This is a genomic window from Nocardia sp. JCM 38205 (assembly GCF_058222935.1).
In genome coordinates this window covers 295,237-317,092 of record NZ_JBYHFL010000001.1, presented here as the reverse complement: position 1 = coordinate 317,092, position 21,856 = coordinate 295,237, and the positions used below count along the sequence as shown (strand labels likewise).

Below are 21,856 nucleotides of genomic sequence, written 5' to 3'. Positions count from 1 at the left end.
CATCTCGAGCGCTGACAACGCATTCACCAGGGCGGATGAGACGATCCGCAAGCCGGTCCGGGGGCCGCTGTTCGCATCGACGCTTGCCGAGAGAACGCGCGGGTATGTGTCTCCCATGGCGGTCATGCTGAAACGGGCGGTAACCACCCCGCTGCTGTACTTCTTCATCCTGGGCGACGTCCTCGGTGCCGGGGTGTACGTGCTGGTCGGCACTATCGCACGCGAGTCGGGTGGGGCGGTGTGGCTTCCGCTGCTGATCGCGCTCGGGCTGGCGACGCTCACCGCCGGTTCGTATGCCGAGATGGCCACGAAGTATCCGCGGGCAGGCGGCTCGGCACACTATGTCACCAGAGCGTTCGGTCCCGCGGCGGGATCGTTCATCGGCTTCTGCATGCTGGCCGCGGGGATTGTCTCGGTGGCGGCGTTGGCCCGAGGCTTCGCCGGTGACTATCTGCGGGCACTGGTGTCGCTGCCGACGTTGCTCGTGGTGGTGATCTTCCTGGTCGCGCTGGCCGCGCTCAATATCCGTGGGATCAAGGAATCCCTCGGCGCCAACGTCGTCGCCACCGCGATCGAGCTGTCCGGGCTACTGCTGATCATCGGCCTCGGTGTGTGGGTGATGCTGCGCGGTGACGCCGACCCGGCCCGGCTCGCGCAGGTGGGCACCCCCGGCCACGGAGCGGCCGCGGCGGTACTGGCCGGAGCGGTGCTGGCCTTCTACTCGTTCGTCGGGTTCGAGACCTCGGTGAACCTGGCCGAGGAGGTCAAGGATCCGCGGCGTTCGTATCCCATGGCGTTGTTCGGCGCGCTGCTCACCGCCGGCGTGGTGTACGCGCTGATCGGTGTGGTCGCCAGTGCGTGTGTGCCCACCGAGCAGTTGGCGGGCTCCAGTGGACCGCTGCTCGAGGTCGTCCGAGTCGCGGGGTGGGTGCCGGACTGGTTGTTCAGTGTCGTCGCACTGGTGGCGGTGGCCAACGGTGCGTTGCTCACCGGCATCATGTCGTCGCGGTTGGCGTACGGCATGGCAGGTGACGGACTCCTGCCGCCGGTCCTGGCTCGGATCTCCCCGCGTACACGCACGCCGTGGGTGGCGATCGCGGCGACGTCGTCGGTGTCGCTGGTGTTGGCGCTGACCGGTGAAATCGATTCATTGGCAGCGACATTGGTGCTGTTGCTGCTGTTCGTCTTCGCCGCCGTCAACGCGGCGGTGCCGGCACTGCGCCGGGACGCGGGCGAGCCCGGGCATTTCCGCATCCCCACCGCCGTTCCCTGGCTCGGCTCGGCCTCGTGCCTGTTCCTGTTCACCCGAATCGAGGGCGAGGTCTGGGCGCGCGGTCTGCTGCTGCTCGCGCTCGGTGCGGCACTGGCCGTCGCGAACGCTATCCGCGCTCGCCGGCACGGCGCGATGCAGCCGAGTCGCGTCGCGGGCGGCGAGTGATCAGCCGGGCCAGTCGATCAATACAGCAGTGGCCCAAGGGATTTCGCACACCTGTCGGCGGCATCGACGTGGGCTTGGATCACCTGGGCGCGGGCCGACGTCCCCGCCAGGCACAGGGCGCCGCGCACCACCCCCTCCGCGTCCCTGATCGGCAGCGCGGCGCAGCTCAGTGCGGGCTCCAGTTCGTCGATCTGGGTGGCGACGCCGTCGCGGCGCACCGCCTCCAGCTGGGCGCGCAGGGCAGCGTGGTCGGTGACCGTGGCGGGTGTGAGGCGGGGGAGCCGGGAGGGGAGCGCGTCGAGGGCCTCGGGGTCGTGCGCGAGCAGCACCTTGCCGGCTGCCGAGGCGTGCGGATACCGGACGAGTTCTCGCTCGGCCCGCACCGGATGATCCGGGTCGGCATCGATGACGTGCACGGCGCCTGCCCGGAACCCCATCACGTGCACCCCGAAGCGCACCGACGAGCGCAACTCCTCGATCGCCGAACGGGCGGCGAACGGCATGATCGGGCGCGCGGCCGCGGTGATCAATCCGTCCAGCCGCGCGCCGAGCCCGAAGCCGCGCAGATCGGAGGTGCGCACCAGATACTCCTCGGCGACCAGGGCGTTGAGCAGCCGGTAGGCCGTGGCCGCGGGCATGTGCAGCGCCGCGGCGATCTCCTTGGCCGTCACGCCGAGTCCGAGAGTGGCGACCACCTCGAGGATGCGCAGCGAATTGGAGACGGTACTCGGGTGACGCCGGGAGGGATCGCGCAGCGGACTCATCGGAACGTGGCCGCCCGTGCGAGGTCGGAGCGCTGGGTCTCGTCGTAGATGCCGACCGCGGCCAGCCGCGCGGGCCGGACGACGGCCAGATAGCCGGTGTAGAGCACCGCGGCCGCCATGATGAGCCCGTAGACCAGGATCACCCGGTTGCCGTCGCGCACCGTCGAGATCGCCGCATTGCCGGCGAGGAACACCAGCAGCGTCGCGGTGAGCCCACCGAGCACCCACAATCGCGCACTGTTCTCCCCGATGCGCCGCAACAGCACCGGCGCCGAGAGGCAGACCGCGAAATAGCTCCCCAGATATCCGCACGCACTCAGGGTGAGGAAGGCGCGCAGGCCGTCCTCCGGCGTCGCACCCAGGGCCAGCACTACCACCGGCACCACCGCGACCACCGCGAGCGCGGCCAACGCGGCGTGCGAGGGCGTGCGGAACCGCGGATGCACGTGACCGAACGTGCGCGGCGCGACCCCCTCCCGGCCCATGCAGAACAGCACCCGCACCAGCGCGTTCATCGAGGCCAGCGTGCAGGCGAAAAAGGAGGCGGCGATGCCGAGATCCAGGAACGCGGCCAGTGTGCGGGAGCCATCGGCGATGAGCAGTTCGACCAACGGTGTGGAGCTGCCCGAGGCAGGCGCCTGCCGCAGCGCGATGGCCAGGATCGGCACCGCGGTCAGATAGATCGCCGCCGACAGAGCGGGCGTCCACGCCACCGCGCGCGGGATCGACCGAAACGGTTGCTGCGCTTCGCCGCTGAGCGTCGTGGAGCTCTCGAACCCGACGAACGCGCTCACCGCCACCACCACACCGACCGCGAGCAGTTGGAGATCACCGTCGAAGGTGAACGCCGAACGCACCGGTTCGCCCGTGTGCTGCCGCGTCAGCAACACCAACAGCACCGCGGCGACGATCACGATCGACACGCACTCCACTCCCAGCGTCGTCCACGCCGACATCCGGATGCCACGAATGAGGACCAGCCCGACGGCCAGCGCCGCCACCACCGCGACCGCCCCCACGGTCACGGCGGGCGTCCCGCGCGCCGGCCCCACACTCGCCGCCACGTGCGCGAGGTAGGCGCCCACCGCGATCAGGCCCGCGATGGACACCGCCCCGTAACCGACGATCGCCGACCACCCGGTCGGCACCGCGGCTTTCGGCCCGAGCCCCCGGGCGACGTAGGTGTAGAGCCCGCCCACCGACGCCATGCGCTGCGCCATCGGCCGAATGCAGGCCGCGACCAGGACGGCGAGCACCGCCGCGCACACGAACGCGATCAGCGCGCCACCGCCGCCCGCCGTCGCGAGCACCAGCGCGGGCGTGACCCCCGCGGTGCCTGCCGGCGCCACCGCCGCCACCGATTGGGCCAGTACGGGCGCGAACGGCAATCGCCGCCGGTCCAGTCCGCGCACCGGCGACTTCTCGGCGATCAGGTGCCGACCCTGCCCCTCGGGCATCGCGCTCCGTCCTGTCTGCACGACGCCGCGGGCCGGCGCCGTAACGACGATTATCACAAGCGCGCAGGATGAATGTTTCCGCCGTGTTACGCGGGGTGGGAATTTCCGGCGCACGATTTCTCACAACAGATTCGACAAACGTAGGCAGCGCGTCATATCCGCTCAGTACGTTGTGCCGACACGAGCATTTCCGGGTTGTGCCCGCGATTGCTCGCAACCGAATATCCGATGTCCGTATGGAGCCGCAGATGTCTGTTCTCGACGCCGACAAATCCCGGGATCAGGGGAGTGAATCGCACGAGGAATCCAGCGATTACCTGGCCAGACGCCAGCTGAAGCGCGGCAGCGCCGGCTGGCTGCTGCTGGCCGGGCTCGGTGTGAGTTATGTGATCTCCGGCGACTATTCCGGCTGGAACTTCGGCCTGGAACAGGGCGGTTTCGGTGGGCTGGCGATCGCCGCGGTGATCATCGCCGCCATGTATCTGGCGATGGTGCTCGGAATGGCCGAGATGAGTTCGGCGCTGCCCGCCGCGGGCGGTGGATATACCTTCGCCCGGCGCGCGCTCGGTCCGTGGGGTGGATTCGCCACCGGCACGGCCATTCTCATCGAATACGCCATCGCGCCCGCCGCGATCGCCACCTTCATCGGCGCCTACGTGGAATCGCTCGGACTGTTCGGCATCCAGGACGGCTGGTGGGTGTATCTGGCTGTCTACGCGGTGTTCATCGGCATCCACCTCAGCGGTGTGGGCGAGGCGCTGAAGGTGATGTTCGTGATCACCGCCGTCGCACTGGTCGGGCTGATCGTGTTCGTCGTCGCCGCGATCGGGCACTTCGATGTGGCCAACCTGACCGACATTCCGGTCAGCGACGCCGCGGGCGCCTCCAGCGTGCTGCCGCACGGCTACCTCGGCATCTGGGCGGCGATCCCGTTCGCGATCTGGTTCTTCCTCGCGGTGGAGGGGGTTCCGCTGGCGGCCGAGGAGACGAAGAATCCCGAGCGCAATGTTCCGCGCGGTATCGTCGCGGCGATGGGTGTGCTGCTGGTGACGTGCGCCCTCGTGCTGGTGCTCACCACCGGCGCGGGTGGAGCCGAGGCCATGCAGTCCTCGGGCAACCCGCTGGTGGAGGCGCTCGGCGACAGCGGCGCGGCCACGGTCGTGAACTACATCGGTCTGGCCGGCCTGATCGCCAGCTTCTTCTCCATCATCTACGCCTACTCCCGCCAGCTGTTCGCGCTCTCGCGGGCGGGTTATCTGCCGAAGTCGTTGTCGGTCACCAACTCTCGCAAGGCGCCGGTACTCGCGCTGATCGTGCCCGGCGCGATCGGGTTCGGGCTCACCTTCACCGGTCAGGGCGCGATGCTGCTGAATATGGCGGTGTTCGGCGCCGCGCTCAGCTATGTGTTGATGATGACCAGCCACATCGTGCTGCGCCGCCGCGAGCCGGGGATGCCGCGGCCCTACCGCACCCCGGGTGGCATCGCCACCACCGGTTTCGCGCTGGTTGTCGCCGCGTTCGCGGTCGTGGCCACCTTCCTGGTCGATACCAAGGCCGCGCTGTGCTGCCTGGCGGTGTTCGCCGCCTTCCTGGCCTACTTCGGCCTCTACAGCCGCCACCGGCTGGTCGCGAACTCGCCCGATGAGGAGTTCGCCGTGCTGGCCCGCGCCGAGGAGGAACTCGAATGACCTATCACCAGAGCGTGTCCGGCCGGAATTTCAGTTTCGGCTCGCTGGTGGAGGTGCTGGCCAAGGCCACCCCGCTGCGCTCGGGCGACCAGCTCGCCGGCTGCGCGGCCGAGTCCGACGCCGAGCGCGCCGCCGCCTGCTGGGTGCTGGCCGACCTGCCGCTGACCATCTTCCTCGACGAGCAGGTGGTGCCCTACGAAACCGACGACGTGACCCGGCTGATCGTCGACGGCCACGACCGGACGGCCTTCGCCCCGATCGCGCACCTCACCGTCGGCGGCTTCCGGGATTGGCTGCTGGCCACCGCGGCCACGCCCGATGCCGCGGCGACCCTGTCCGGGGTCGCCGCGGGCCTGACCCCGGAAATGGTGGCGGCGGTCTCGAAGATCATGCGCAATCAGGACCTGATCGCGGTGGCCAAGGCGATCACCGTGACCTCGGCGTTCCGCACCACGATCGGTCTGCCCGGCCGGATTGCCACGCGCCTGCAACCGAACCATCCCACCGACGATCCGCGCGGCATCGCCGCCGCCACCCTCGACGGGCTGCTGATGGGCTGCGGCGACGCCGTCATCGGCATCAACCCGGCCACCGATTCACCGAGGGCGACAGCGGATCTGCTGTATCTGCTCGACGACGTGCGCACCCGCTTCGACATCCCGATGCAGTCCTGTGTGCTCTCCCACGTGACCACGACGATGGAACTCATCGACAAGAACGTCCCCGTCGACCTGGTGTTCCAGTCCATCGCGGGCACCGAGGGCGCCAACGCGAGCTTCGGCGTCACGCTGCCGCTGCTGGCCGAGGCGAACGACGCGGCCCGTGCGCTGGGGCGGGGGACGGCCGGGAACAACGTGATGTATCTGGAGACCGGTCAGGGCTCGGCGCTGTCGGCGGGAGCCCACCTGGGCACCGGCGGGCGACCGGTGGATCAGCAGACGCTGGAGGCGCGGGCCTACGCGGTGGCGCGGGCCCTGGACCCGCTGCTGGTGAACACCGTCGTCGGCTTCATCGGACCCGAATACCTCTACGACGGCAAGCAGATCATCCGTGCCGGGCTCGAGGATCATTTCTGCGGCAAATTGCTCGGACTGCCGATGGGCGTGGACGTCTGCTACACCAACCACGCCGAGGCCGACCAGGACGATATGGACACCTTGCTCACCCTGCTCGGCGTGGCGGGAGCGGCGTTCGTGATCGCGGTGCCCGGCGCCGACGACGTCATGCTCGGCTATCAGAGCCTGTCTTTTCACGACGCGCTGTATGTGCGTCAGGTGCTGGGGCTGCGGGCCGCACCCGAGTTCGAGGCCTGGCTGCACGGGCTCGGTATGGCCGACGAATCGGGCCGGATCCTGCCGGTGGACGCCGCCGCGTCACCGCTGCTCGCCCTGACCGCTCGCTGACCAGGAGGATTGCCCGTGGAGATCGACAACGCCGCCGATTCCCCGCCCGACGTGTGGGCGCCGTTGCGCCGCACCACCCAGGCCAGGATCGGGCTCGGCCGCGCCGGCAGCGCGCTGCCCACCCAGCGGGTGATGGAGTTTCGTGCCGCGCACGCCGCCGCCCGTGATGCGGTGCATCTGCCGTTCGATGCCGAGGTGCTCGGCGAGCGGATCGCGGGTCTGGGGCTCGGCGCGCCGGCGGTGGTGCGCAGCAAGGCCGGCGACCGCGGTGAGTACCTGCGCCGCCCCGATCTCGGCCGCGCCCCGGCCGACCTGTCACCGCTGTCGCAGACCGGTGCCGACATCGGCTTCGTGCTGGCCGACGGGTTGTCGCCGCGCGCACTCGACGACCACGGCCCCGGCCTGCTCGCGGCGCTGGCCGAGGAACTGCGCCCGCACTACAGCCTCGCCCCGCCGGTGCTCGCCGTGCAGGCCCGGGTCGCGCTGGGCGACCATATCGGCGCCGCGCTCGGCGTGCGCACGCTGATCATGCTCATCGGTGAACGCCCCGGCCTCTCGGTCGCCGACAGTCTCGGCATCTATCTCACCCACCTGCCCCGGCCCGGCCGCACCGACGCCGACCGCAACTGCGTCTCCAATATCCACCCGCCCGAAGGCCTCGGCTACCGCCGCGCGGCGGCCATCACCGCGGGCCTGGTCGCGGGCGCCCGCGCGCTCGGCCGCTCCGGCGTCGCCCTCAAAGACACCTCGGACGACGCGCTAGCGGGTACCGAATCCGTGGCGCTGGAGTGAGGTGAGCAGCAGGTTGCTGTCGTTCGCGGCGGTCCACTCGCGTTCGGCGGCCCGGATCACGGGGTCGAGCTTCTGATGCAGCTCCGCGCCGCGTTTGGTGAGGTGCAGGCGTACCCGCCGCCGGTCCGCGGCGTCGACCTCCCGGAACAGCAGCGCCCTCGACACCAGGCGATCGGTGACCCGGGAGAGCGTGGGCGCGGAGGTCAGGGTGCGGTGGCGCAGTTCGGTCATCGTGAGTTCGGGCTCGGTGGCCAGCGTGGCGATGACCAGCCAGTCGTCGATACCGAGTCCGGTGTCGGAGAGGTGCCCTTCGACGGCGGCGGTCAGTTCGCGGGTGGTGGTGAGGAGCAGCGTCGTCAGCGAAGGCTCGCTGTCGGTCGTTGCGACGTGGTGCTCCATCGAATCCTCTCGAACCGTTGCGGCCGGGTCGATCGACCTGAATACTTTCACTTGAAATGATATCAGCCTCGATCGGGACAGCACGCCTGTCGGTCTGCGGGAGAAGTCGATGACCGGCGGACCGGTGCTCGGGCGCGCCCGCGCCGATGTCTGGCGGCTGGCCCTGGTGATTCCGCTGCAAGGGCCGGCGGGGTTGTTCGGCGCTTCCTGCGAGGCGGTCGGCGAACTGCTCGCCCATGATCTGAATGCCGGCGGTGGGGTCCTCGGCCGCGAAGTGGAGCTCGGGATCGTCGACGGTGGTGCGGCGCCGGAGCGGGTGGCCGCGGAGGTCGCCCGGCTGGCCGATGCCGGCCATATCGACGCGGTGAGCGGATGGCACATTTCGTCGGTGCGCAATGCGCTGGCTCCGGTACTGGCCGGGCGGATCCCCTATGCGTACTGCTCGCTGTACGAGGGCGGGGAGACCCGGCCCGGTGTGTATTGCTGCGGCGAGACGCCGCGTCAGCAGATCGCGCCGGCGCTGCGATGGCTGCGTGACCATACCGGCACCCGGAAGTGGTTCGTGGTGGGCGACGATTACGTGTGGCCGCAGCAATCGCTGAGTGCGGTGCGGCACTTCGCGAGTGAGCTCGGGCTGGATCTCGTCGGGGGCGCGTTCGTGAAGCTCGGGGGCGGCAATATGCGCACGGTGGTCGAGCGGGTCGCGCGTTCGGGCTGTGAGTCGGTGCTCATGCTGCTGGTCGGCCAGGACGCCGTGCAGTTCAATCGAGCGTTCGCGCGGCGGGGCCTGCAGGACTCGATCTTGCGATTCAGCCCGCTGATGGACGAGAACATGCTGCTGGCCAGCGGCGCGGACGCGACTCGCGGGCTCGTGGTGGCCTCGGGCTATTTTCGTTCGCTGACCGACGGCAATGCGATGGAGCTGGTGCGCGGATACACCGGATTGCACGGCGCGGTCGCTCCCGCTATCGGCGCGGCAGCCGAATCCTGTTATGAGGGAGGGCAATTGCTGGCGGCGATGGCTCGGCGATCGGGCCGGTTCGACGATCCCGACCCCGTCCCCCACGGCCTCGCCTTCGAGGGGCCGCGGGGGACGGTCGAGTTCCACGGGAACGAGGCCCGTCAGCGGATCCACCTGGCCGTGGCGAACGGTTTCGATTTCGACATCGTGACCTGCCTCTGATCGGCGTGCCGGGAGTATCCGGAGCGGGGCACGCCGATCAGCGCAGCGTCAGTCGATCTCGTCCATGCGATAGACCACAACCCGGCCGTCGCGAACGGCCGCCGACAACGTCAGTGGTTCGCCAGGGGTTCGATACCGCACGATCGTGTCGGCGACCGGCGCGGCGACCCGGCTCCGGATCCGCCGCCGCATGGCGCGAGCACCGAACGCGGGGTCGAATCCCTCCACGGCCAGCAGATCGATGACCGAATCCGCACAGGTGAGCTGTACGCCCCGGCGGCGGAGCCGGGCGGCGAGCCGATCGGTCTCCAGTCGCGCGATGCGCCGTGCGGTGTCGGCGGTGATGGAGTTCAGTACGACGATTTCGTCGATCCGGTTGAAGAATTCCGGATCCAGGAACCGTTGCACCGCCTCGAGTGTGAGCTCTCGATGCCGCGCGCCGTCATCGGTGCGGCCCCGCGGCATCGACGGCCGCCACCGGCGGGCCCGCCGGTGCACCCATTGAGCGGAGCCGAGATTGGAGGTCATGAAGACATAGCAGTTGCGGAAGGAGATGCGTTCCTTACCGTTGGCCAAACGCAGTTCTCCGGTGTCGAGGACATGCAGCAATGCCCGCAGCACGGTGACGTCGGCCTTCTCGATCTCGTCGAACAACACGATTCCCGGCCGATAGGTTGTGCCCTCGACGGTGTCCCGGTCGAACACCGTCAGCGACTCCTTGCTGCCGGCGTACCCGGGCGGCGCGCCGCTGAAGGACGCGGCGTAATGCTCTTGCGCGAACGCGTTCATATCCACTCGGCACACATCGTCCGGGCCGCTGCGCAACTCGGCGGCCAGCCGGCGGACGAGTTCGGTTTTGCCGACTCCGGTGGGTCCTGCGAGCAGCACGCTGGCCAGGGGGCCGTGCGGGTCCGTGGCGCCGACGTGCGCGAGGGTGACCGCGCGCACGACGGCGTCGACGGCGTCGGCTTGTCCGAGGACGGACTCGTTCAGACGTGCTGCCAGCGCCTGCCGATCGAATCCGGTGGCCGAATCGGTGCGCGCCGGTGCGGCGGGTGACCGGTTCTGGTCGTGGAGCATGTCGGTCAGGTACGGCACGGGTCCTCCTACGCTTCGGTGGTCTGCTCGACGGGTAGCGCGCCGACCCGGCACTCGGCGACGCCGACGGTGTCGCGGGTCATCTCCTCCACCTGTTGCTGGGCCTTGACCGCGTCGGTCACCCACAACTTGTAGAACTCGAAGGGGCAGTCGGCCACGCCGCGATCGCCGTCGCCGGCGGCATGCACGCCGGAGTAGCCGCGGTGCAGCAGTTTGAACAAATGGTTCTGGGATTGGTCGTTCGCGCGCGCGTCGCGAATCGCCGCCACCGACAGCTGGGCGTACTGGATTCCGTACTCTTCCTCACCCGTTTCGCCGAGGGTGCGGCCATCGAACCCGATGATGGCCGAATGCCCGAAGTAGGAGTAGACGCCGTCGAATCCGGCGGCATTCGCCACGGCGACATAGCAATTGTTGGCCCAGGCCATGGCTTTGGCCATGAGTACCTGCTGATCTTTGGCCGGATACATGTAGCCCTGGCAGCGCACGATCAGCTCCGCACCTTTCATCGCGCAGTCGCGCCAGATCTCCGGGTAATTGCCGTCATCGCAGATGATCAGCGATACCTTCAGGCCTTTGGGTCCCTCGGTGACGTAGGTGGTGTCACCCGGATACCACCCCTCGATCGGGCACCAGGGCAGGATCTTCCGGTATTTCTGCACGATCTCGCCCCGGTCGTTGATCAGGACCAGCGTGTTGTAGGGCGGCTTGTTCGGGTGGTCCTCGTGCTGTTCGCCGGTGATCGAGAAGACGCCCCAGACGCCGGCCTGCCGGCACGCGGCCGAGAAGATCTCGGTTTCCGCACCGGGAACCGTGGCCGCGGTCGCATACATTTCCTGCTCGTCGTACATGATGCCCTGGGTCGAGTACTCCGGGAAGATCACCAGATCCATCCCCGGCAGACCCGTTTTCATGCCGATCAGCATCTCGGCGATCTTGTGCGCGTTGGCGATGACCTCTGCTTTCGTGTGCAAGCGCGGCATCTTGTAATTGACCACCGCCACGCCGACGGTATCGGGACTGGACGAGATATCACCGTGTCGCATTCGATTTCTCCTTTTATCGGGCCCATGGCGGGCGGTTGGCGCTGTTCAGGACGCCGCGGGAACATTTGTGGTCGCGAGGTGGTAGCGGCCGGCGAGCAACCAGGCGCCGCCGAGAGCCGCGAGGAGCCCGGCGGCCCAGATCGCCGCCATGCCCGCGGTGGGGTGGTAGGTGCCGGTCAGCGCCAACAGGGCGGGGACGGTGCAGGTCGGCTGGCTCAGTAGGACGGCGGCCCAGCCGGTGAAGCGCGTGAGCCCGACCCTGCCGAGGCCGAGGACGAGAAAGAACAAGCCCCACAGCAGCGACCATGCGAGCCAGATGACGCCGAAGACCGGGTCCTCCGTGCGTGCGAAGCAGATCCAGGCATACACCAGGGCGGTCGCGGCGACGAAGGCGGAGAACCAGCCGATTCCTTGTGCCTCACCTCCGGCGAGGGTGCTGACTCCGACGTAGAGATAGGTGAAACCGAACAGATACACCCCGGACGCGGCCAGGATCGCCGCCTTATCGCCGCCCGCCTGGGCCAGTGCGACGGTCGGCAGGACGCATTGCAACGCCCCGACGAACAGATTGAGCAGGGCGGCCGAGCGCGGCGGGACGACCCCGAGCAGCATGAGCCCGTTGACCAGGAGAACGGCTCCGACATAGAGCAGACCGACGTCGGCCATGACCACCACCAATGTTTTCATGTGAAATGATTTCAGATGAAAATACGTGTGGTGGGTCACAGAGTCAAGGGCCCGGATCGTGCGAGTGCCGTGTCGACGAGGCACCGGAGCCACGGCGATCGGCGGGATGAATTCGACCCGGCGCCCGCATCGGCTTCCGCCTACCGCCGATCTCGTCGTAGCTGATGACGAGCCGCCGGATGTGACCGCCGCTGAGAACGCCCGGGCTTCCGGAGAAGCCGAGTGCGGAACTCGCGCCTACCGGAGGTACGGGTAGTCCTGTACCCAGTGGAATCCGCGGCTGCGCAGTGTGAAGGTGTTCGGATCGACGCGTTCGAGGGTGATCGCGACCGTGCGGTCCTTCAGGGTGCCCCGGAGGATCAGCCGGTCCGGGTCGGGTTGTTCGGCTGACACTGTGGCGAACGGCGGGCCGGGTTCGGCGTGGCGGTTCGATGGGATGGTGGTGAGTTCCAGTCGGCCGTCGGGGCGGAAGTGGGCGTGTGCCGGTACCAGATCACCGTTCATCCGCTGATACGTCGCTTCCTCGGGCCCGTCGAAAACCACTCGCTGCCAACGGTTCTCGTCGGTGATGAGCGGAGCCACCGGCTGCCCGTCGAGGCGGAAGTCCCGCACGTCCCATATCCCGTACAGCGGGGATCTGGGGCTTCCGGCGCCGTACTGGTCTTGCCAGACGCGCCAGTTGTCCTGGATGCCGCTCAGCGTGACCCAGACGGCGAGGGCCACCTGGAGCCAGGTCGCGATGCGGTTCCTGCGGGCATCGGTGAACAGCGCGGGCGACGTCAGCGGCGCGCAGGCACGGTGCCGCACGAACACGTCGAACAAACGACGCAGATGTGGAGCGAGCAGAACCAGGCTGATCATCAGCAGGTGGGCCGACAGCAGCTTCTCCGGAACATCGAAGGCCATATTCAGCAACAGGATCTGCGCTGTGCCCGCCAGGCTCACGATCGCGCCGAGGATCGCGGTCCGCGGCACGAACAGCAGCAGCCCGGCGACCACTTCGACCGCACCGAGTGCCATCTCGTAGGCAGGCGCGCTACCGACCTGTAACCACAACACCGACATGGGACTGAACTCGCCGTACGGCTGCAACAGCTGAGCGAGACCGGGTCCGGGCATCTGGTTGGGGATCAGCTTGGCGAGCCCGAACGACAGCATCTGCCCGGCCAGGCACAGCCTGAGAAATAGCGTGAACCACGCCAGCAGCCGGGGATAGGAGCTGCGGCGGTCGACGAGCGTCCACACCGCGGTGACCACCGCCGAGACGATCAGCAGGCAGAACACCAGCACCCAGATCGCCGTCTGGTCGCCCGCTCCCGAGTCCCGGTGCAGTAGCGCGTCGACTCCGAAGATCGTCTCGCCCACCCATCCGGTGACGGGGTCGGTCATGGCCGTGGTCCACAGCCCGGCGTGGCCCTGGACCCAGCGGCCGAAGGCACCGAGCAGTGCGGCAGGAATATAGGGGATGAGCAGACAGAACAAACCGAAGTAGAGGACGCAGAATCGGAACGCGATACGCGTCGCCGGATGCCAGGCCGCTCCTCGGGCGCCGGCGGCCGTGGCTTCCCGCGTGCCGGTCACCGGCCCATCCTCGGGTCTTCGGTGGGGTCGGAGTACTGGGCCGGGCAGCCGTCGTCGACGGCAGCGGGACGCAGTTCGAAGTGCCAGGGCTCGTTGCGATAGATCTGGCACAGCCCGTACTCGGCGCCGTGCGCCGACAGCCAGGCCGTGGCTTCGGTGGGCCCGATGTCGACCGCGTCGCCCGATACATGGGCCGACGTTTCCGCGGTGGCCACCCATCGCGCGGCTTCGGCCGGCGAACCGTACTTCGCGACCGCCGCACGCAACAGCTGGTCCTGGTATTCCGGGGACCGCCGGCCGCTGGTGACGACCAACTCGACGCCGTCGGCCGCGGCGTCGGCCGAGGCGCGCCGTAGCGCGTCGAGCAGCGCGGGGTCGAGGTCGGACACGGACGGAATCCCGTCGTCGAACGTGGCGGCACCCGGCGGGCCCTGGCGTTCGCCGCGAAGGGCCTCGATGGCTGCCGCGGTCGAAGCCGACAGCTGTGCCGGCGACTGATGGACGAGGGCACCGGCCAGCGCCGCACCGGCGAGGACGCAGGCGGCGATGACGCCGGATCGGCTACGGTGAGGCGCGGTTCGTGCTGGTTCGCTGTGATTCATACGGTCAGTGAAGACAGCCTGGTGTTGCCGGCACGTATGCGATTTCGGATACGCCGACGATATGCCCGGACTGAGAAGATCGAGGGCCTATGCGTGTACTGATCGTCGAGGACGAACCCTATCTGGCCGAAGCCATCCGCGATGGGCTGCGCTTGGAAGCGATCGCCGCCGATATCGCCGGTGACGGCGGGACGGCTCTGGAGTTGCTCAGCGTCAACGCCTACGACATCGCCGTTCTCGACCGTGACATTCCCGGGCCCTCCGGCGACGAGGTCGCGCGGCGCATCGTCGCCTCCGGCAGCGGTCTTCCCATCCTGATGCTCACCGCCGCCGACCGGCTCGACGACAAGGCGAGCGGGTTCGGCCTCGGCGCCGATGATTACCTCACCAAGCCGTTCGACCTGCGCGAGCTCGTGCTCCGCCTGCGAGCCCTCGACCGCAGGCGAGCACACAACCGGCCGCCGGTGCGCGAGATCGCGGGGTTGCGGCTGGATCCGTTCCGGCGCGAGGTCTACCGCGACGGCCGCTACGTGGCGCTGACCCGCAAGCAGTTCGCGGTGCTCGAGGTGCTCGTCGCCGCCGAGGGTGGTGTGGTCAGCGCCGAAGAGCTGCTGGAACGGGCCTGGGACGAGAACGCCGACCCGTTCACCAACGCCGTGCGGATCACCGTGTCGGCGCTGCGGAAACGTCTCGGCGAACCCTGGATCATCGCGACCGTCGCCGGCGCCGGGTATCGCATCGACGCGCCATCGAACCATGAGGGCGACACCGGTGGATAGAGCTCCTGGATTGAGCACCCGCCTCAAGCTCACGCTCAGCTACGCGGGCTTCCTCATGCTCGCCGGTGTCCTCCTGCTGGCAGCTGTGCTGGTGTTCTACCTGTACCTCCTACCCGCCGGCTGGATCAACGCCAGTGGCAATTTCTGGATCGACCGCTCGCTGCTCCTGCGGGCCTTCGCTCCGTTCATGGGCCTTGTGCTGGCCTTCCTTCTCGTTTTCGGTCTGCTGGGTGGGTGGCTGCTCGCGGGTCGCATGCTCGCCCCGCTGACGCCCATCGCGGCCGCCACTCGGCTGGCCGCGCATGGCTCACTTTCCCACCGCATCCGATTGCCGGGCCGCCGCGACGAGTTCCGCGAACTCGCCGACGCCTTCGACACCATGCTCGCGCGTCTGGAAGCGCATGTCGTCGAGCAGCAGAGATTCGCGGCGAACGCCTCCCATGAACTGCGCACACCGCTGGCGATCACGCAGACCCTGCTGGACGTCGCCCGCACCGATCGCGACGCCGACCTGGGTGAACTCGTCGACCGCCTCCACGCGGTGAACGCCAGGGCGATCGACCTCACCGAAGCGTTGCTCGTGCTCAGCCGGGCCGACCGACGATCGTTCACCCGGGAGCCGGTGGACCTGTCCCTGCTCGCCGAAGAAGCCGTGGAAACGCTTCTCCCGCTGGCCGAGCGCCACGGCGTCGTCCTCGAGACCGCCGGCGAGATGGCGCCGACCATCGGCTCGTCCGCTCTCCTGCAGCAGTTGACGACCAACCTCGTGCACAACGCGATCGTCCACAATCTGCCCGAGGGCGGCACGGTCTGGATCACGACCGGCGCCCACTCCGCAGGTGTGCTGCTCACCGTCGAGAACACCGGCGAGATGCTCACCCCGCAGGTGGTCGCCACCCTCGTCGAGCCGTTCCAGCGTGGCACCGAGCGCATCCGCACCCACCACGCGGGCGTCGGCCTCGGCCTCGCCATCGTCGACAGCATCGTTCGCGCACACGGCGGGGCACTCACGCTCACCCCGCGCACCGCCGGTGGACTCCAGGTGACGGTGCGACTATCCCAGCCGTCCTAGGGCTGTTGCCCATCGCGCTCAGCGCTGAGCGACACCCGGACAACATCCTCCCGGCAGATGGGAGGAAGGGTCGGCGCGCGACCGGAACCGGGTTTCGATGCCACCCATGATTGCCAGATCCTTGACCGCGACGGCGGTAGCGGCACTACTGACCTTGGTGTACCCGGCACACGCGACGGCCGCCGACGGAGTGCGGCTGCTCGGCGAGCAGCTGCTACCCACGGGGCTCGAGTATGCGGGCACGACGGTCGGCGGGCTCTCCGGTATCGACCGGGATCCGAAGACCGGCTCGTTCGTACTGCTGTCGGATGATCGGTCCGCGATCGATCCGGCCCGGTTCTACACCGCCGAGATCGAGGTGACCGAAGCCGGGCTCGGACCGATCCGGCTCACCGGGCAGCACAGCCTGCGGCGTGCCGACGGCCGCACCTATCCGTCGGCTGCCGAATGGGCTGCGCAACCGTGTACCGAATCGCGTGCGGTGTGCGATCGGCTCGCTCCGGTCGATCCGGAAGACATCCGGATCGACCCACACGGCGCGCACGTGTGGTGGAGTCAGGAGGGCGACCGTAATCCACCGCGTCTGCTCACCGATCCCTCGATCCGGCGAGCGACACCGGACGGCGCCGCTGACGGCGAACTCGAACTGCCCGCGAACTACCACATCGACGACAACGGCAAGGGCCCGCGCGCCAACCAGGGCATCGAAGGCTTCACCTTCAGTGCCGGCGGCAGCCGCATCGCGAGCATCCTCGAGGGTCCGCTGGCCCAGGACGGTCCGGAGGCCACACCCGATCACGGCGCGCTGGTGCGACTGACCGTGCAGGACCGGCAGGGAGGAGTCCGTCAGCAAGTCGCCTATCCCGTGGAGCCGATGGCCGGGCCCGGCCCGGGGATCAACAGTGTGTCCGCGATCCTGACCTCGGGCAGCGAGGACCCGCACCGCTATCTCGTACTGGAACGCGGAGTCAGCGCGGCGGGCGTCACGATCCGGATATTCGAGGCCGATCTGCGCGGCGCGACCGATACCGCTCAGATCGACTCGCTCACAGCCGGATCGGATCTTCGGCCGGCCCGCAAGAAGCTCGTAGCCGATCTCGGCACGCTCGGCCTCGCCCGCCTCGGCATCGTGGAAGGCATGACCTGGGGCCCGAAACTGCCCTCCGGTGAGCGCACGCTGATCCTGGTCGCCGACGACAACTTCGGCGCCACCCCGGGCGCCGACACACCCACGCAGTTCATCGCCCTCGCCGTGCGCTGACCCGGCCGGCGAGGCCCGCGAATCCGTGCCGAGCCGGCGGCTCGGACATGCCGCGGGGCGTTACGGTCGGCATGGTGGCGGGCGACGTGGTCCGGCATAGTGGGCCTATGAAGTACGTGCTGCTGATCTGTGACGACGAGTCGGTGTCGCCGTCGATGGCGGAGATCGCGGCGGATCCGGCGCACCAGGCGTACTCGGCGGAGCTGGATCGGCGGGGCGCCAGGCGCGGCGGTGCGCGATTGCGTCCGGCGCGGGACGCGACGACGGTCCGGGTTCGCAATGGGGAGACACTGATCTCCGATGGCCCGTTCGCGGAGACGAAGGACTTCATCGGCGGTATCGACATCATCGAGTGTGCGGATCTGGACGAGGCGCTCGCCCTCGCGGCCAAGCATCCCTACGCGAGCTGGGGTTGTATCGAGGTCCGCCCCGTGTGGGAATGACCGCGCCCGAGGCGGTTCGTGCCGCCGTCGCGGCGGCATACCGGAACGAGTGGGGCCAGGTGGTCGCCACGATGATCGGGTTGACCGGAGACTGGGATCTGGCCGAGGACTGCGCGCAGGACGCGTTCGCCGCCGCACTGGCGACGTGGGCCCGCGACGGCATTCCCGCTCGTCCGGGTGCGTGGCTCACGACAACGGCGCGGCACCGGGCGACCGATCGGTTGCGGCGGGAGACCGCCGGCGCGGCGAAGCTGCGGCAGCTCGCGGTGCTGGCGCGTGATCCGATCGAGCCGTGGTCTGAGGAGATCCCGGACGAGCGGCTGCGGCTGATCTTCACCTGCTGCCACCCGGCGCTGCCGTTCCCCGCCCGGGTGGCCCTCACGCTACGTACGTTGGCGGGACTGAGCACCGACGAGATCGCCAAGGCGCTGCTCACCACCGAACCGGCGATGGCGCAGCGCCTGGTGCGCGCCAAGCGCAAGATCGCCGAGGCCGGCATCCCGTACCGGGTGCCGCCGGCCGAGCTCCTGCCGCACCGGCTGCCTGCCGTCCTCGCGGTGCTCTATCTGATCTTCAATGCCGGGTACGACGAAGCCGACGGGCGCCGGGCGCTGGCGGCCGAAGGGATCCACCTCGGCCGGGTACTCGCTCGCCTGATGCCAGCGGAACCCGAGGCGCGCGGGCTGTTGGCCTTGATGTTGCTGCTCGAGGCCAGGCGCGCGCGGCGCACCGACGACGGCGTGCTGGTCACGCTGGAAGACCAGGACCGGTCCCGCTGGGATGGCGCGCTGATCGCCGAAGGAGTCGCGACGCTCGAGGCAGCGCTGACGATGCGGCGTCCAGGTCCGTATCAAGTGCAGGCCGCGATCGCCGCCTGCCACGCCACCGCTCCCGACGCGGCGGCTACCGATTGGCCACAGATCGCTGCCCTCTATGCCGAGCTCGCCCGGCTGGCGCCGTCTCCGGTGGTCGAGCTCAACCGCGCCGTGGCGGTCGCCATGGCCGAAGGGATCGGCGCCGGGCTCGGCCTGGTCGATCGGCTCGCGGAGTCGGGCGAGCTCGATGGCTACTATCTGCTGCCCGCGACCCGGGCCGACCTGCTCCGCAGAGACGGCCGCCGCGCCGAGGCGCTCAGGTCCTACCACGACGCGCTGCGCCTGGCGCCGACCGAGGCCGAACGCAACTATCTGACGCGGCGAATTTCCGAACTCTGACCAGGGCGAAGGTCGTCGCGGTCGATCGTGCCGAAAATTCTTCCCGGCCGATGTCGATCGCCGGCCGCCTCGTTCGTCGGTGGGGCGAACCCACCGAACAGAGAGGCAAGAACAATGTCGAACACCGAGCACCTGACCGCCACCGTGACCGTCGACCGGACGCCGGCCGAGCTCTTCGATGCCATCACCGACGTCCGCGGCTGGTGGAACGAGAACCTCATCGGCGACAGCGCCGCCGTCGGCGACGAATTCATCTTCACCGACGACGCCGAGTACGCCGGTGAGACCGCCACAGCCGGGGGAGGCATCCGATTCGCCCGCTTCCAGGTCACCGAGGCCGTCCCCGGCCGCCGGATGGTCTGGCACGTCGTGGACGCATACCTCAACTTCATCGACGACCACGAGGAGTGGACCGACACCAAGGTCATCTTCGACATCGCGGCAACCACCGACGGCACGACGCTGCATTTCACCCATCAGGGCCTCACCGCAGCGGAATCCGAATGCTTCGATGCCTGCTCGCGCGGCTGGACCTTCTACATCACCAAGAGCCTGCCGCAACTGCTCACCACCGGCGCAGGCGACCCCATCCGCCGATACCGACTCGCTGAGAGCTGACGAGGACACCGGACCACGGCGGTCATCGCTCACCCCACGAGACCGCCGCTGGTTCGCGTCATAGCCGCGCCGTACCTGGACGGTTGTCCGTCTGCGGGAACCAGAGATCGACCACGGGCCACACCCGACCCGCGATCACCCAGCCGATGCCCGGCCGGGCACAGCGCCTCGGCATTTTGCAAACGAGCCGGGTCTCGACGCGATCGCTCGGTTTGTCGGCGCCCCCGGCAAGGCCGGACCTCGGCCGGCCGGTGTGCCACCTGGCAAATCGGCCGGGTCATGACCGGCGGTCATGGCGTGTTGAATTCACTCGCGATATCGCGGGCGGTGACCTTGGCGAGCTCGACGAAGAAGGGGACCCGCTCGGGAATCATGAGGCTGGTGGCTCCGCGCAGGCCGAGCGCGAAGCGGCAGCCGCCGTTCGGATCCGGAATGGGCAGGCCGATGGTGCGGAACCCGGGATCGAGTTCTTCGTCGTTGTAGGCGTAGCCGCGGGTGCGGGTCAGCTCCAGTTCGGCGCGCAGTTCGGCGGGCCCGCTCACCGAGCGCTCGGTGCCCTGCTCGTAGGGGAGGGCGCTCAGGTCCTCGTTCTCGTCGGCGGACCAGGCCAGCAGCGCTTTGCCCAGGGCGCTCGCGTGCAGCGGCAGGCGCAGACCCTGTAGCCGGTGTCCTTCGGATTCACGCCATCGGCTGGTGCCGAGCAACACGGCGTGGATGCCGTGGCGGGTGGCGATGGAGGCACTGGCGCCGGTGGTGGCGGCGAGTTGTTCGAGCAGCGGTTCGGCCAGATATATGCGGTGTTGCCGGTAGGCGATCTGCCCGTACTCGGCCAGCGCCCGGCCGATGCGATAGCGGCTCGAGACGGGGTCCTTCTCGAGGAACCCCGCGTGCACGAGCGCGGTGAGCAGGCGATGGGTCGTGCTGACCGGAATTCCTTGGGCGCGAGCGACTTCGGAGACGCCGCGGGTCTCGCCGCCGCGGAAGCAGTCCAGGACCGACAGCGCACGGGTGACGGTCTGCACACCGGAGGGTTCCACGGACCGACGGTAACACGGCCGGCTGGTCAGCAGCAGTCCACCTTTCCGCTATATGGAAAGAAGTGGTGCGTCTTTACGCCCGCTGATAGGTACCGGGTCGGTGAATCTGGGGGTAATCGGGCTATTCCGGGCTACGCACGCCCGTCAGCGATTGTCAACCTTTCCGATCTCCGGCAAGGATTACCTGTCGGCCGGGGGGTGGTCTCCCTACTCTCGAGGGCATTCGCTCGATCACGTCCCCGAACAGGAGTCACCCACGATGTCCCGCAGGCGCGCCTTCTTGCGTATCGCATTCGCGATCGCCCCCGTCGTCGCACTCGTCGCCGCCTGTGGCTCCGAGTCCGGTCCGGCATCCGATCCCGGCACCTTTGTCCTGAAGGTGACCGACCCCGGCAACTCCGGTCCACTCGCCGTCGGCAAGCGCGACGGTCTTTTCGACCAGGCACTCGCCCCGCTCGGCGCGCGGATCGAATGGGTCGGCACGACACCGGGTTTCAGCTCCAACCTCAAACTGTTCAACACCGGCGAACTGGATGTCTCCGGCGCCGCGTTCAGCCCGGTGGTCGGCGCACTGTCCAAGGATGTCGGGGTGCGCATCATCGCCGCGCAGGACCCCGCGGGCAAGGACCAGAGCGGCATCATCGCCACCCCGGAATCGGGCATCCGCACGGTGCGGGATCTGGTCGGCAAACGCGTCGCGGTGAACCCGGCGGGTAAGGGGGAGTACATCCTGCTGCGGGCTCTGGCACAAGCGGGCGTGCCCGCCGATCAGGTGACCCGGGTTCCGTTGCAGCAGAAGGAGGCCGCCTCCGCCTTCGCGACCGGCAAGGTGGATGCCTGGGCGTCGTTCCTGGTGCCCTATCAGGAAGCCAAGGCCAACGGCGGGGTGGAGATCGCCACCGAGGCCAGGATCGGGTCCCGCGACAACACGGTAGTGGTGTTCCGGACGGAGGTGCTCGACGAGCGCCCCGACATCGCCGCCAAGTACCTCGAGGTGCTACAGCAGCTCAGCGAACGGCAGCGGGCCAACCCTGCGGAGTTCGAGAACGTCTTCGAGCAGACCGGACCGCGTGCGTTGTCGGGCCAACGGCTGGCCGACGCGCTCCGGGTCGGCGCCGAGGCCACCGTGCCACATCTGCCCGATCAGGACGACGCCGACGCGCTCGCCGACGTTGTGGAGGTTTTCGCCGCCAACGGCGTGATCAGCCGCACGATCACCGCGGCGGATATCTTCTACGATCTGCGTTCCAAGTTGAACCGGGATCAGCTGGCGGCCGTGCGAGCGGGGAACTGA

At 68.8% G+C, this 21,856-nt stretch carries 21 protein-coding genes; 12 read left to right on the top strand and 9 right to left on the bottom strand.

From position 1 onward, the window contains the following. Positions 1 to 115: 115 nt before the first annotated feature. Positions 116 to 1,438: an APC family permease gene (locus tag AC4HOU_RS01455; protein WP_490724022.1), complete on the top strand. Its 1,323-nt coding sequence runs from the start codon at positions 116 to 118 to the stop codon at positions 1,436 to 1,438. 17 nt (positions 1,439 to 1,455) lie between these two features. Here AC4HOU_RS01455 and AC4HOU_RS01450 read toward each other — a convergent pair whose 3' ends face one another. Together AC4HOU_RS01450 and AC4HOU_RS01445 are read right to left on the bottom strand one after the other, a co-directional pair. After that, positions 1,456 to 2,202 carry an IclR family transcriptional regulator gene (locus tag AC4HOU_RS01450; RefSeq protein ID WP_490724021.1) on the bottom strand — a complete coding sequence of 249 codons (747 nt, stop codon included), beginning with the start codon at positions 2,200 to 2,202 and terminating at the stop codon, positions 1,456 to 1,458. Then, the gene (locus AC4HOU_RS01445; protein WP_490724020.1) at positions 2,199 to 3,659 is read right to left on the bottom strand and encodes an APC family permease; all 1,461 of its coding nucleotides are present in this window, start codon (positions 3,657 to 3,659) and stop codon (positions 2,199 to 2,201) included. The genes AC4HOU_RS01450 and AC4HOU_RS01445 overlap by 4 nt, the downstream gene beginning before the upstream one ends. Positions 3,660 to 3,907: 248 nt before the next feature. On the opposite strand from AC4HOU_RS01445, the gene eat reads away from it, so the two are divergent. From eat to eutC, 3 genes are read left to right on the top strand one after another with little or no spacing between them, the layout of a single operon-like run. Continuing rightward, on the top strand, positions 3,908 to 5,347 hold the full coding sequence (gene eat, locus AC4HOU_RS01440) for an ethanolamine permease (RefSeq protein ID WP_195019421.1): 1,440 nt from the start codon (positions 3,908 to 3,910) through the stop codon (positions 5,345 to 5,347). Continuing rightward, positions 5,344 to 6,750: an ethanolamine ammonia-lyase subunit EutB gene (locus tag AC4HOU_RS01435; protein WP_490724019.1), complete on the top strand. Its 1,407-nt coding sequence runs from the start codon at positions 5,344 to 5,346 to the stop codon at positions 6,748 to 6,750. The genes eat and AC4HOU_RS01435 overlap by 4 nt, the downstream gene beginning before the upstream one ends. A 15-nt stretch (positions 6,751 to 6,765) precedes the next feature. Continuing rightward, positions 6,766 to 7,542 (top strand): ethanolamine ammonia-lyase subunit EutC, encoded by a 777-nt coding sequence (gene eutC / locus AC4HOU_RS01430; protein WP_490724018.1) that lies wholly within the window; start codon positions 6,766 to 6,768, stop codon positions 7,540 to 7,542. On the opposite strand, the gene AC4HOU_RS01425 is transcribed toward eutC, so the two are convergent. Further along, a complete protein-coding gene (locus AC4HOU_RS01425; RefSeq protein ID WP_490724017.1) occupies positions 7,510 to 7,941 on the bottom strand; it encodes a MarR family transcriptional regulator in 432 nt (143 codons plus the stop codon). The genes eutC and AC4HOU_RS01425 overlap by 33 nt on opposite strands. 109 nt (positions 7,942 to 8,050) lie before the next feature. On the opposite strand from AC4HOU_RS01425, the gene AC4HOU_RS01420 reads away from it, so the two are divergent. Beyond that, positions 8,051 to 9,124 carry a substrate-binding domain-containing protein gene (locus AC4HOU_RS01420; RefSeq protein ID WP_490724016.1) on the top strand — a complete coding sequence of 358 codons (1,074 nt, stop codon included), beginning with the start codon at positions 8,051 to 8,053 and terminating at the stop codon, positions 9,122 to 9,124. 48 nt (positions 9,125 to 9,172) lie between these two features. Here the strand turns inward: AC4HOU_RS01420 and AC4HOU_RS01415 are convergent, their stop codons facing one another. The 5 genes from AC4HOU_RS01415 to AC4HOU_RS01395 form a co-directional block, all read right to left on the bottom strand. Continuing rightward, positions 9,173 to 10,222, bottom strand: coding sequence for an AAA family ATPase (locus AC4HOU_RS01415; protein WP_195019417.1), 1,050 nt, complete (start codon positions 10,220 to 10,222; stop codon positions 9,173 to 9,175). A gap of 8 nt (positions 10,223 to 10,230) precedes the next feature. Further along, entirely contained in the window at positions 10,231 to 11,268 is a 1,038-nt protein-coding gene (locus AC4HOU_RS01410) for an aliphatic amidase (protein ID WP_195019416.1), read from the bottom strand. A gap of 45 nt (positions 11,269 to 11,313) precedes the next feature. Beyond that, the gene (locus tag AC4HOU_RS01405) at positions 11,314 to 11,934 is read right to left on the bottom strand and encodes an AmiS/UreI family transporter (RefSeq protein ID WP_195020760.1); all 621 of its coding nucleotides are present in this window, start codon (positions 11,932 to 11,934) and stop codon (positions 11,314 to 11,316) included. A gap of 258 nt (positions 11,935 to 12,192) precedes the next feature. Continuing rightward, positions 12,193 to 13,536 carry a DoxX family protein gene (locus AC4HOU_RS01400; protein WP_163813223.1) on the bottom strand — a complete coding sequence of 448 codons (1,344 nt, stop codon included), beginning with the start codon at positions 13,534 to 13,536 and terminating at the stop codon, positions 12,193 to 12,195. Continuing rightward, positions 13,533 to 14,138, bottom strand: coding sequence for a M15 family metallopeptidase (locus tag AC4HOU_RS01395; protein ID WP_195019415.1), 606 nt, complete (start codon positions 14,136 to 14,138; stop codon positions 13,533 to 13,535). Before AC4HOU_RS01395 ends, AC4HOU_RS01400 begins: the two co-directional genes overlap by 4 nt. An 89-nt stretch (positions 14,139 to 14,227) precedes the next feature. Here AC4HOU_RS01395 and AC4HOU_RS01390 point away from each other — a divergent pair, with 89 nt between their 5' ends. The 6 genes from AC4HOU_RS01390 to AC4HOU_RS01365 all read left to right on the top strand — a co-directional run bounded on the left by AC4HOU_RS01390 (position 14,228) and on the right by AC4HOU_RS01365 (position 19,525). After that, complete coding sequence (locus AC4HOU_RS01390; RefSeq protein WP_490724015.1) at positions 14,228 to 14,917, top strand: response regulator transcription factor; 690 nt, start codon at positions 14,228 to 14,230, stop codon at positions 14,915 to 14,917. Positions 14,918 to 14,927: 10 nt separating this feature from the next. Beyond that, entirely contained in the window at positions 14,928 to 15,989 is a 1,062-nt protein-coding gene (locus AC4HOU_RS01385; protein ID WP_228815085.1) for a sensor histidine kinase, read from the top strand. Between the two features lie 106 nt (positions 15,990 to 16,095). Continuing rightward, positions 16,096 to 17,250, top strand: a complete 1,155-nt coding sequence (locus tag AC4HOU_RS01380; protein WP_490724014.1) for an esterase-like activity of phytase family protein — start codon at positions 16,096 to 16,098, stop codon at positions 17,248 to 17,250. A gap of 107 nt (positions 17,251 to 17,357) precedes the next feature. Beyond that, positions 17,358 to 17,693 carry a YciI family protein gene (locus AC4HOU_RS01375; protein WP_163813218.1) on the top strand — a complete coding sequence of 112 codons (336 nt, stop codon included), beginning with the start codon at positions 17,358 to 17,360 and terminating at the stop codon, positions 17,691 to 17,693. Beyond that, positions 17,690 to 18,907, top strand: coding sequence for an RNA polymerase sigma factor (locus AC4HOU_RS01370; protein ID WP_195019413.1), 1,218 nt, complete (start codon positions 17,690 to 17,692; stop codon positions 18,905 to 18,907). Before AC4HOU_RS01375 ends, AC4HOU_RS01370 begins: the two co-directional genes overlap by 4 nt. A 114-nt stretch (positions 18,908 to 19,021) precedes the next feature. Continuing rightward, positions 19,022 to 19,525: an SRPBCC family protein gene (locus AC4HOU_RS01365; RefSeq protein ID WP_163813214.1), complete on the top strand. Its 504-nt coding sequence runs from the start codon at positions 19,022 to 19,024 to the stop codon at positions 19,523 to 19,525. Positions 19,526 to 19,815: 290 nt separating this feature from the next. Here the strand turns inward: AC4HOU_RS01365 and AC4HOU_RS01360 are convergent, their stop codons facing one another. Continuing rightward, positions 19,816 to 20,562, bottom strand: a complete 747-nt coding sequence (locus AC4HOU_RS01360) for an IclR family transcriptional regulator (protein WP_195019412.1) — start codon at positions 20,560 to 20,562, stop codon at positions 19,816 to 19,818. A 259-nt stretch (positions 20,563 to 20,821) separates the two neighbouring features. Between AC4HOU_RS01360 and AC4HOU_RS01355 the strand changes: the two genes are divergently transcribed. Next, positions 20,822 to 21,856, top strand: a complete 1,035-nt coding sequence (locus tag AC4HOU_RS01355) for an NrtA/SsuA/CpmA family ABC transporter substrate-binding protein (protein WP_195019411.1) — start codon at positions 20,822 to 20,824, stop codon at positions 21,854 to 21,856.

Coding starts and splice junctions, on each gene's coding strand:
- AC4HOU_RS01455 (WP_490724022.1), top strand. CDS start 116: ATGGCGGTCATGCTGAAACGGGCGGTAACCACCCCGCTGCTGTACTTC.
- AC4HOU_RS01390 (WP_490724015.1), top strand. CDS start 14,228: ATGCGTGTACTGATCGTCGAGGACGAACCCTATCTGGCCGAAGCCATC.
- AC4HOU_RS01355 (WP_195019411.1), top strand. CDS start 20,822: ATGTCCCGCAGGCGCGCCTTCTTGCGTATCGCATTCGCGATCGCCCCC.
- AC4HOU_RS01420 (WP_490724016.1), top strand. CDS start 8,051: ATGACCGGCGGACCGGTGCTCGGGCGCGCCCGCGCCGATGTCTGGCGG.
- AC4HOU_RS01405 (WP_195020760.1), bottom strand. CDS start 11,934: ATGGCCGACGTCGGTCTGCTCTATGTCGGAGCCGTTCTCCTGGTCAAC.
- AC4HOU_RS01375 (WP_163813218.1), top strand. CDS start 17,358: ATGAAGTACGTGCTGCTGATCTGTGACGACGAGTCGGTGTCGCCGTCG.
- AC4HOU_RS01370 (WP_195019413.1), top strand. CDS start 17,690: ATGACCGCGCCCGAGGCGGTTCGTGCCGCCGTCGCGGCGGCATACCGG.
- AC4HOU_RS01365 (WP_163813214.1), top strand. CDS start 19,022: ATGTCGAACACCGAGCACCTGACCGCCACCGTGACCGTCGACCGGACG.
- AC4HOU_RS01445 (WP_490724020.1), bottom strand. CDS start 3,659: ATGCCCGAGGGGCAGGGTCGGCACCTGATCGCCGAGAAGTCGCCGGTG.
- AC4HOU_RS01395 (WP_195019415.1), bottom strand. CDS start 14,138: ATGAATCACAGCGAACCAGCACGAACCGCGCCTCACCGTAGCCGATCC.
- AC4HOU_RS01380 (WP_490724014.1), top strand. CDS start 16,096: ATGATTGCCAGATCCTTGACCGCGACGGCGGTAGCGGCACTACTGACC.
- eat (WP_195019421.1), top strand. CDS start 3,908: ATGTCTGTTCTCGACGCCGACAAATCCCGGGATCAGGGGAGTGAATCG.
- AC4HOU_RS01425 (WP_490724017.1), bottom strand. CDS start 7,941: ATGGAGCACCACGTCGCAACGACCGACAGCGAGCCTTCGCTGACGACG.
- AC4HOU_RS01450 (WP_490724021.1), bottom strand. CDS start 2,202: ATGAGTCCGCTGCGCGATCCCTCCCGGCGTCACCCGAGTACCGTCTCC.
- AC4HOU_RS01410 (WP_195019416.1), bottom strand. CDS start 11,268: ATGCGACACGGTGATATCTCGTCCAGTCCCGATACCGTCGGCGTGGCG.
- AC4HOU_RS01435 (WP_490724019.1), top strand. CDS start 5,344: ATGACCTATCACCAGAGCGTGTCCGGCCGGAATTTCAGTTTCGGCTCG.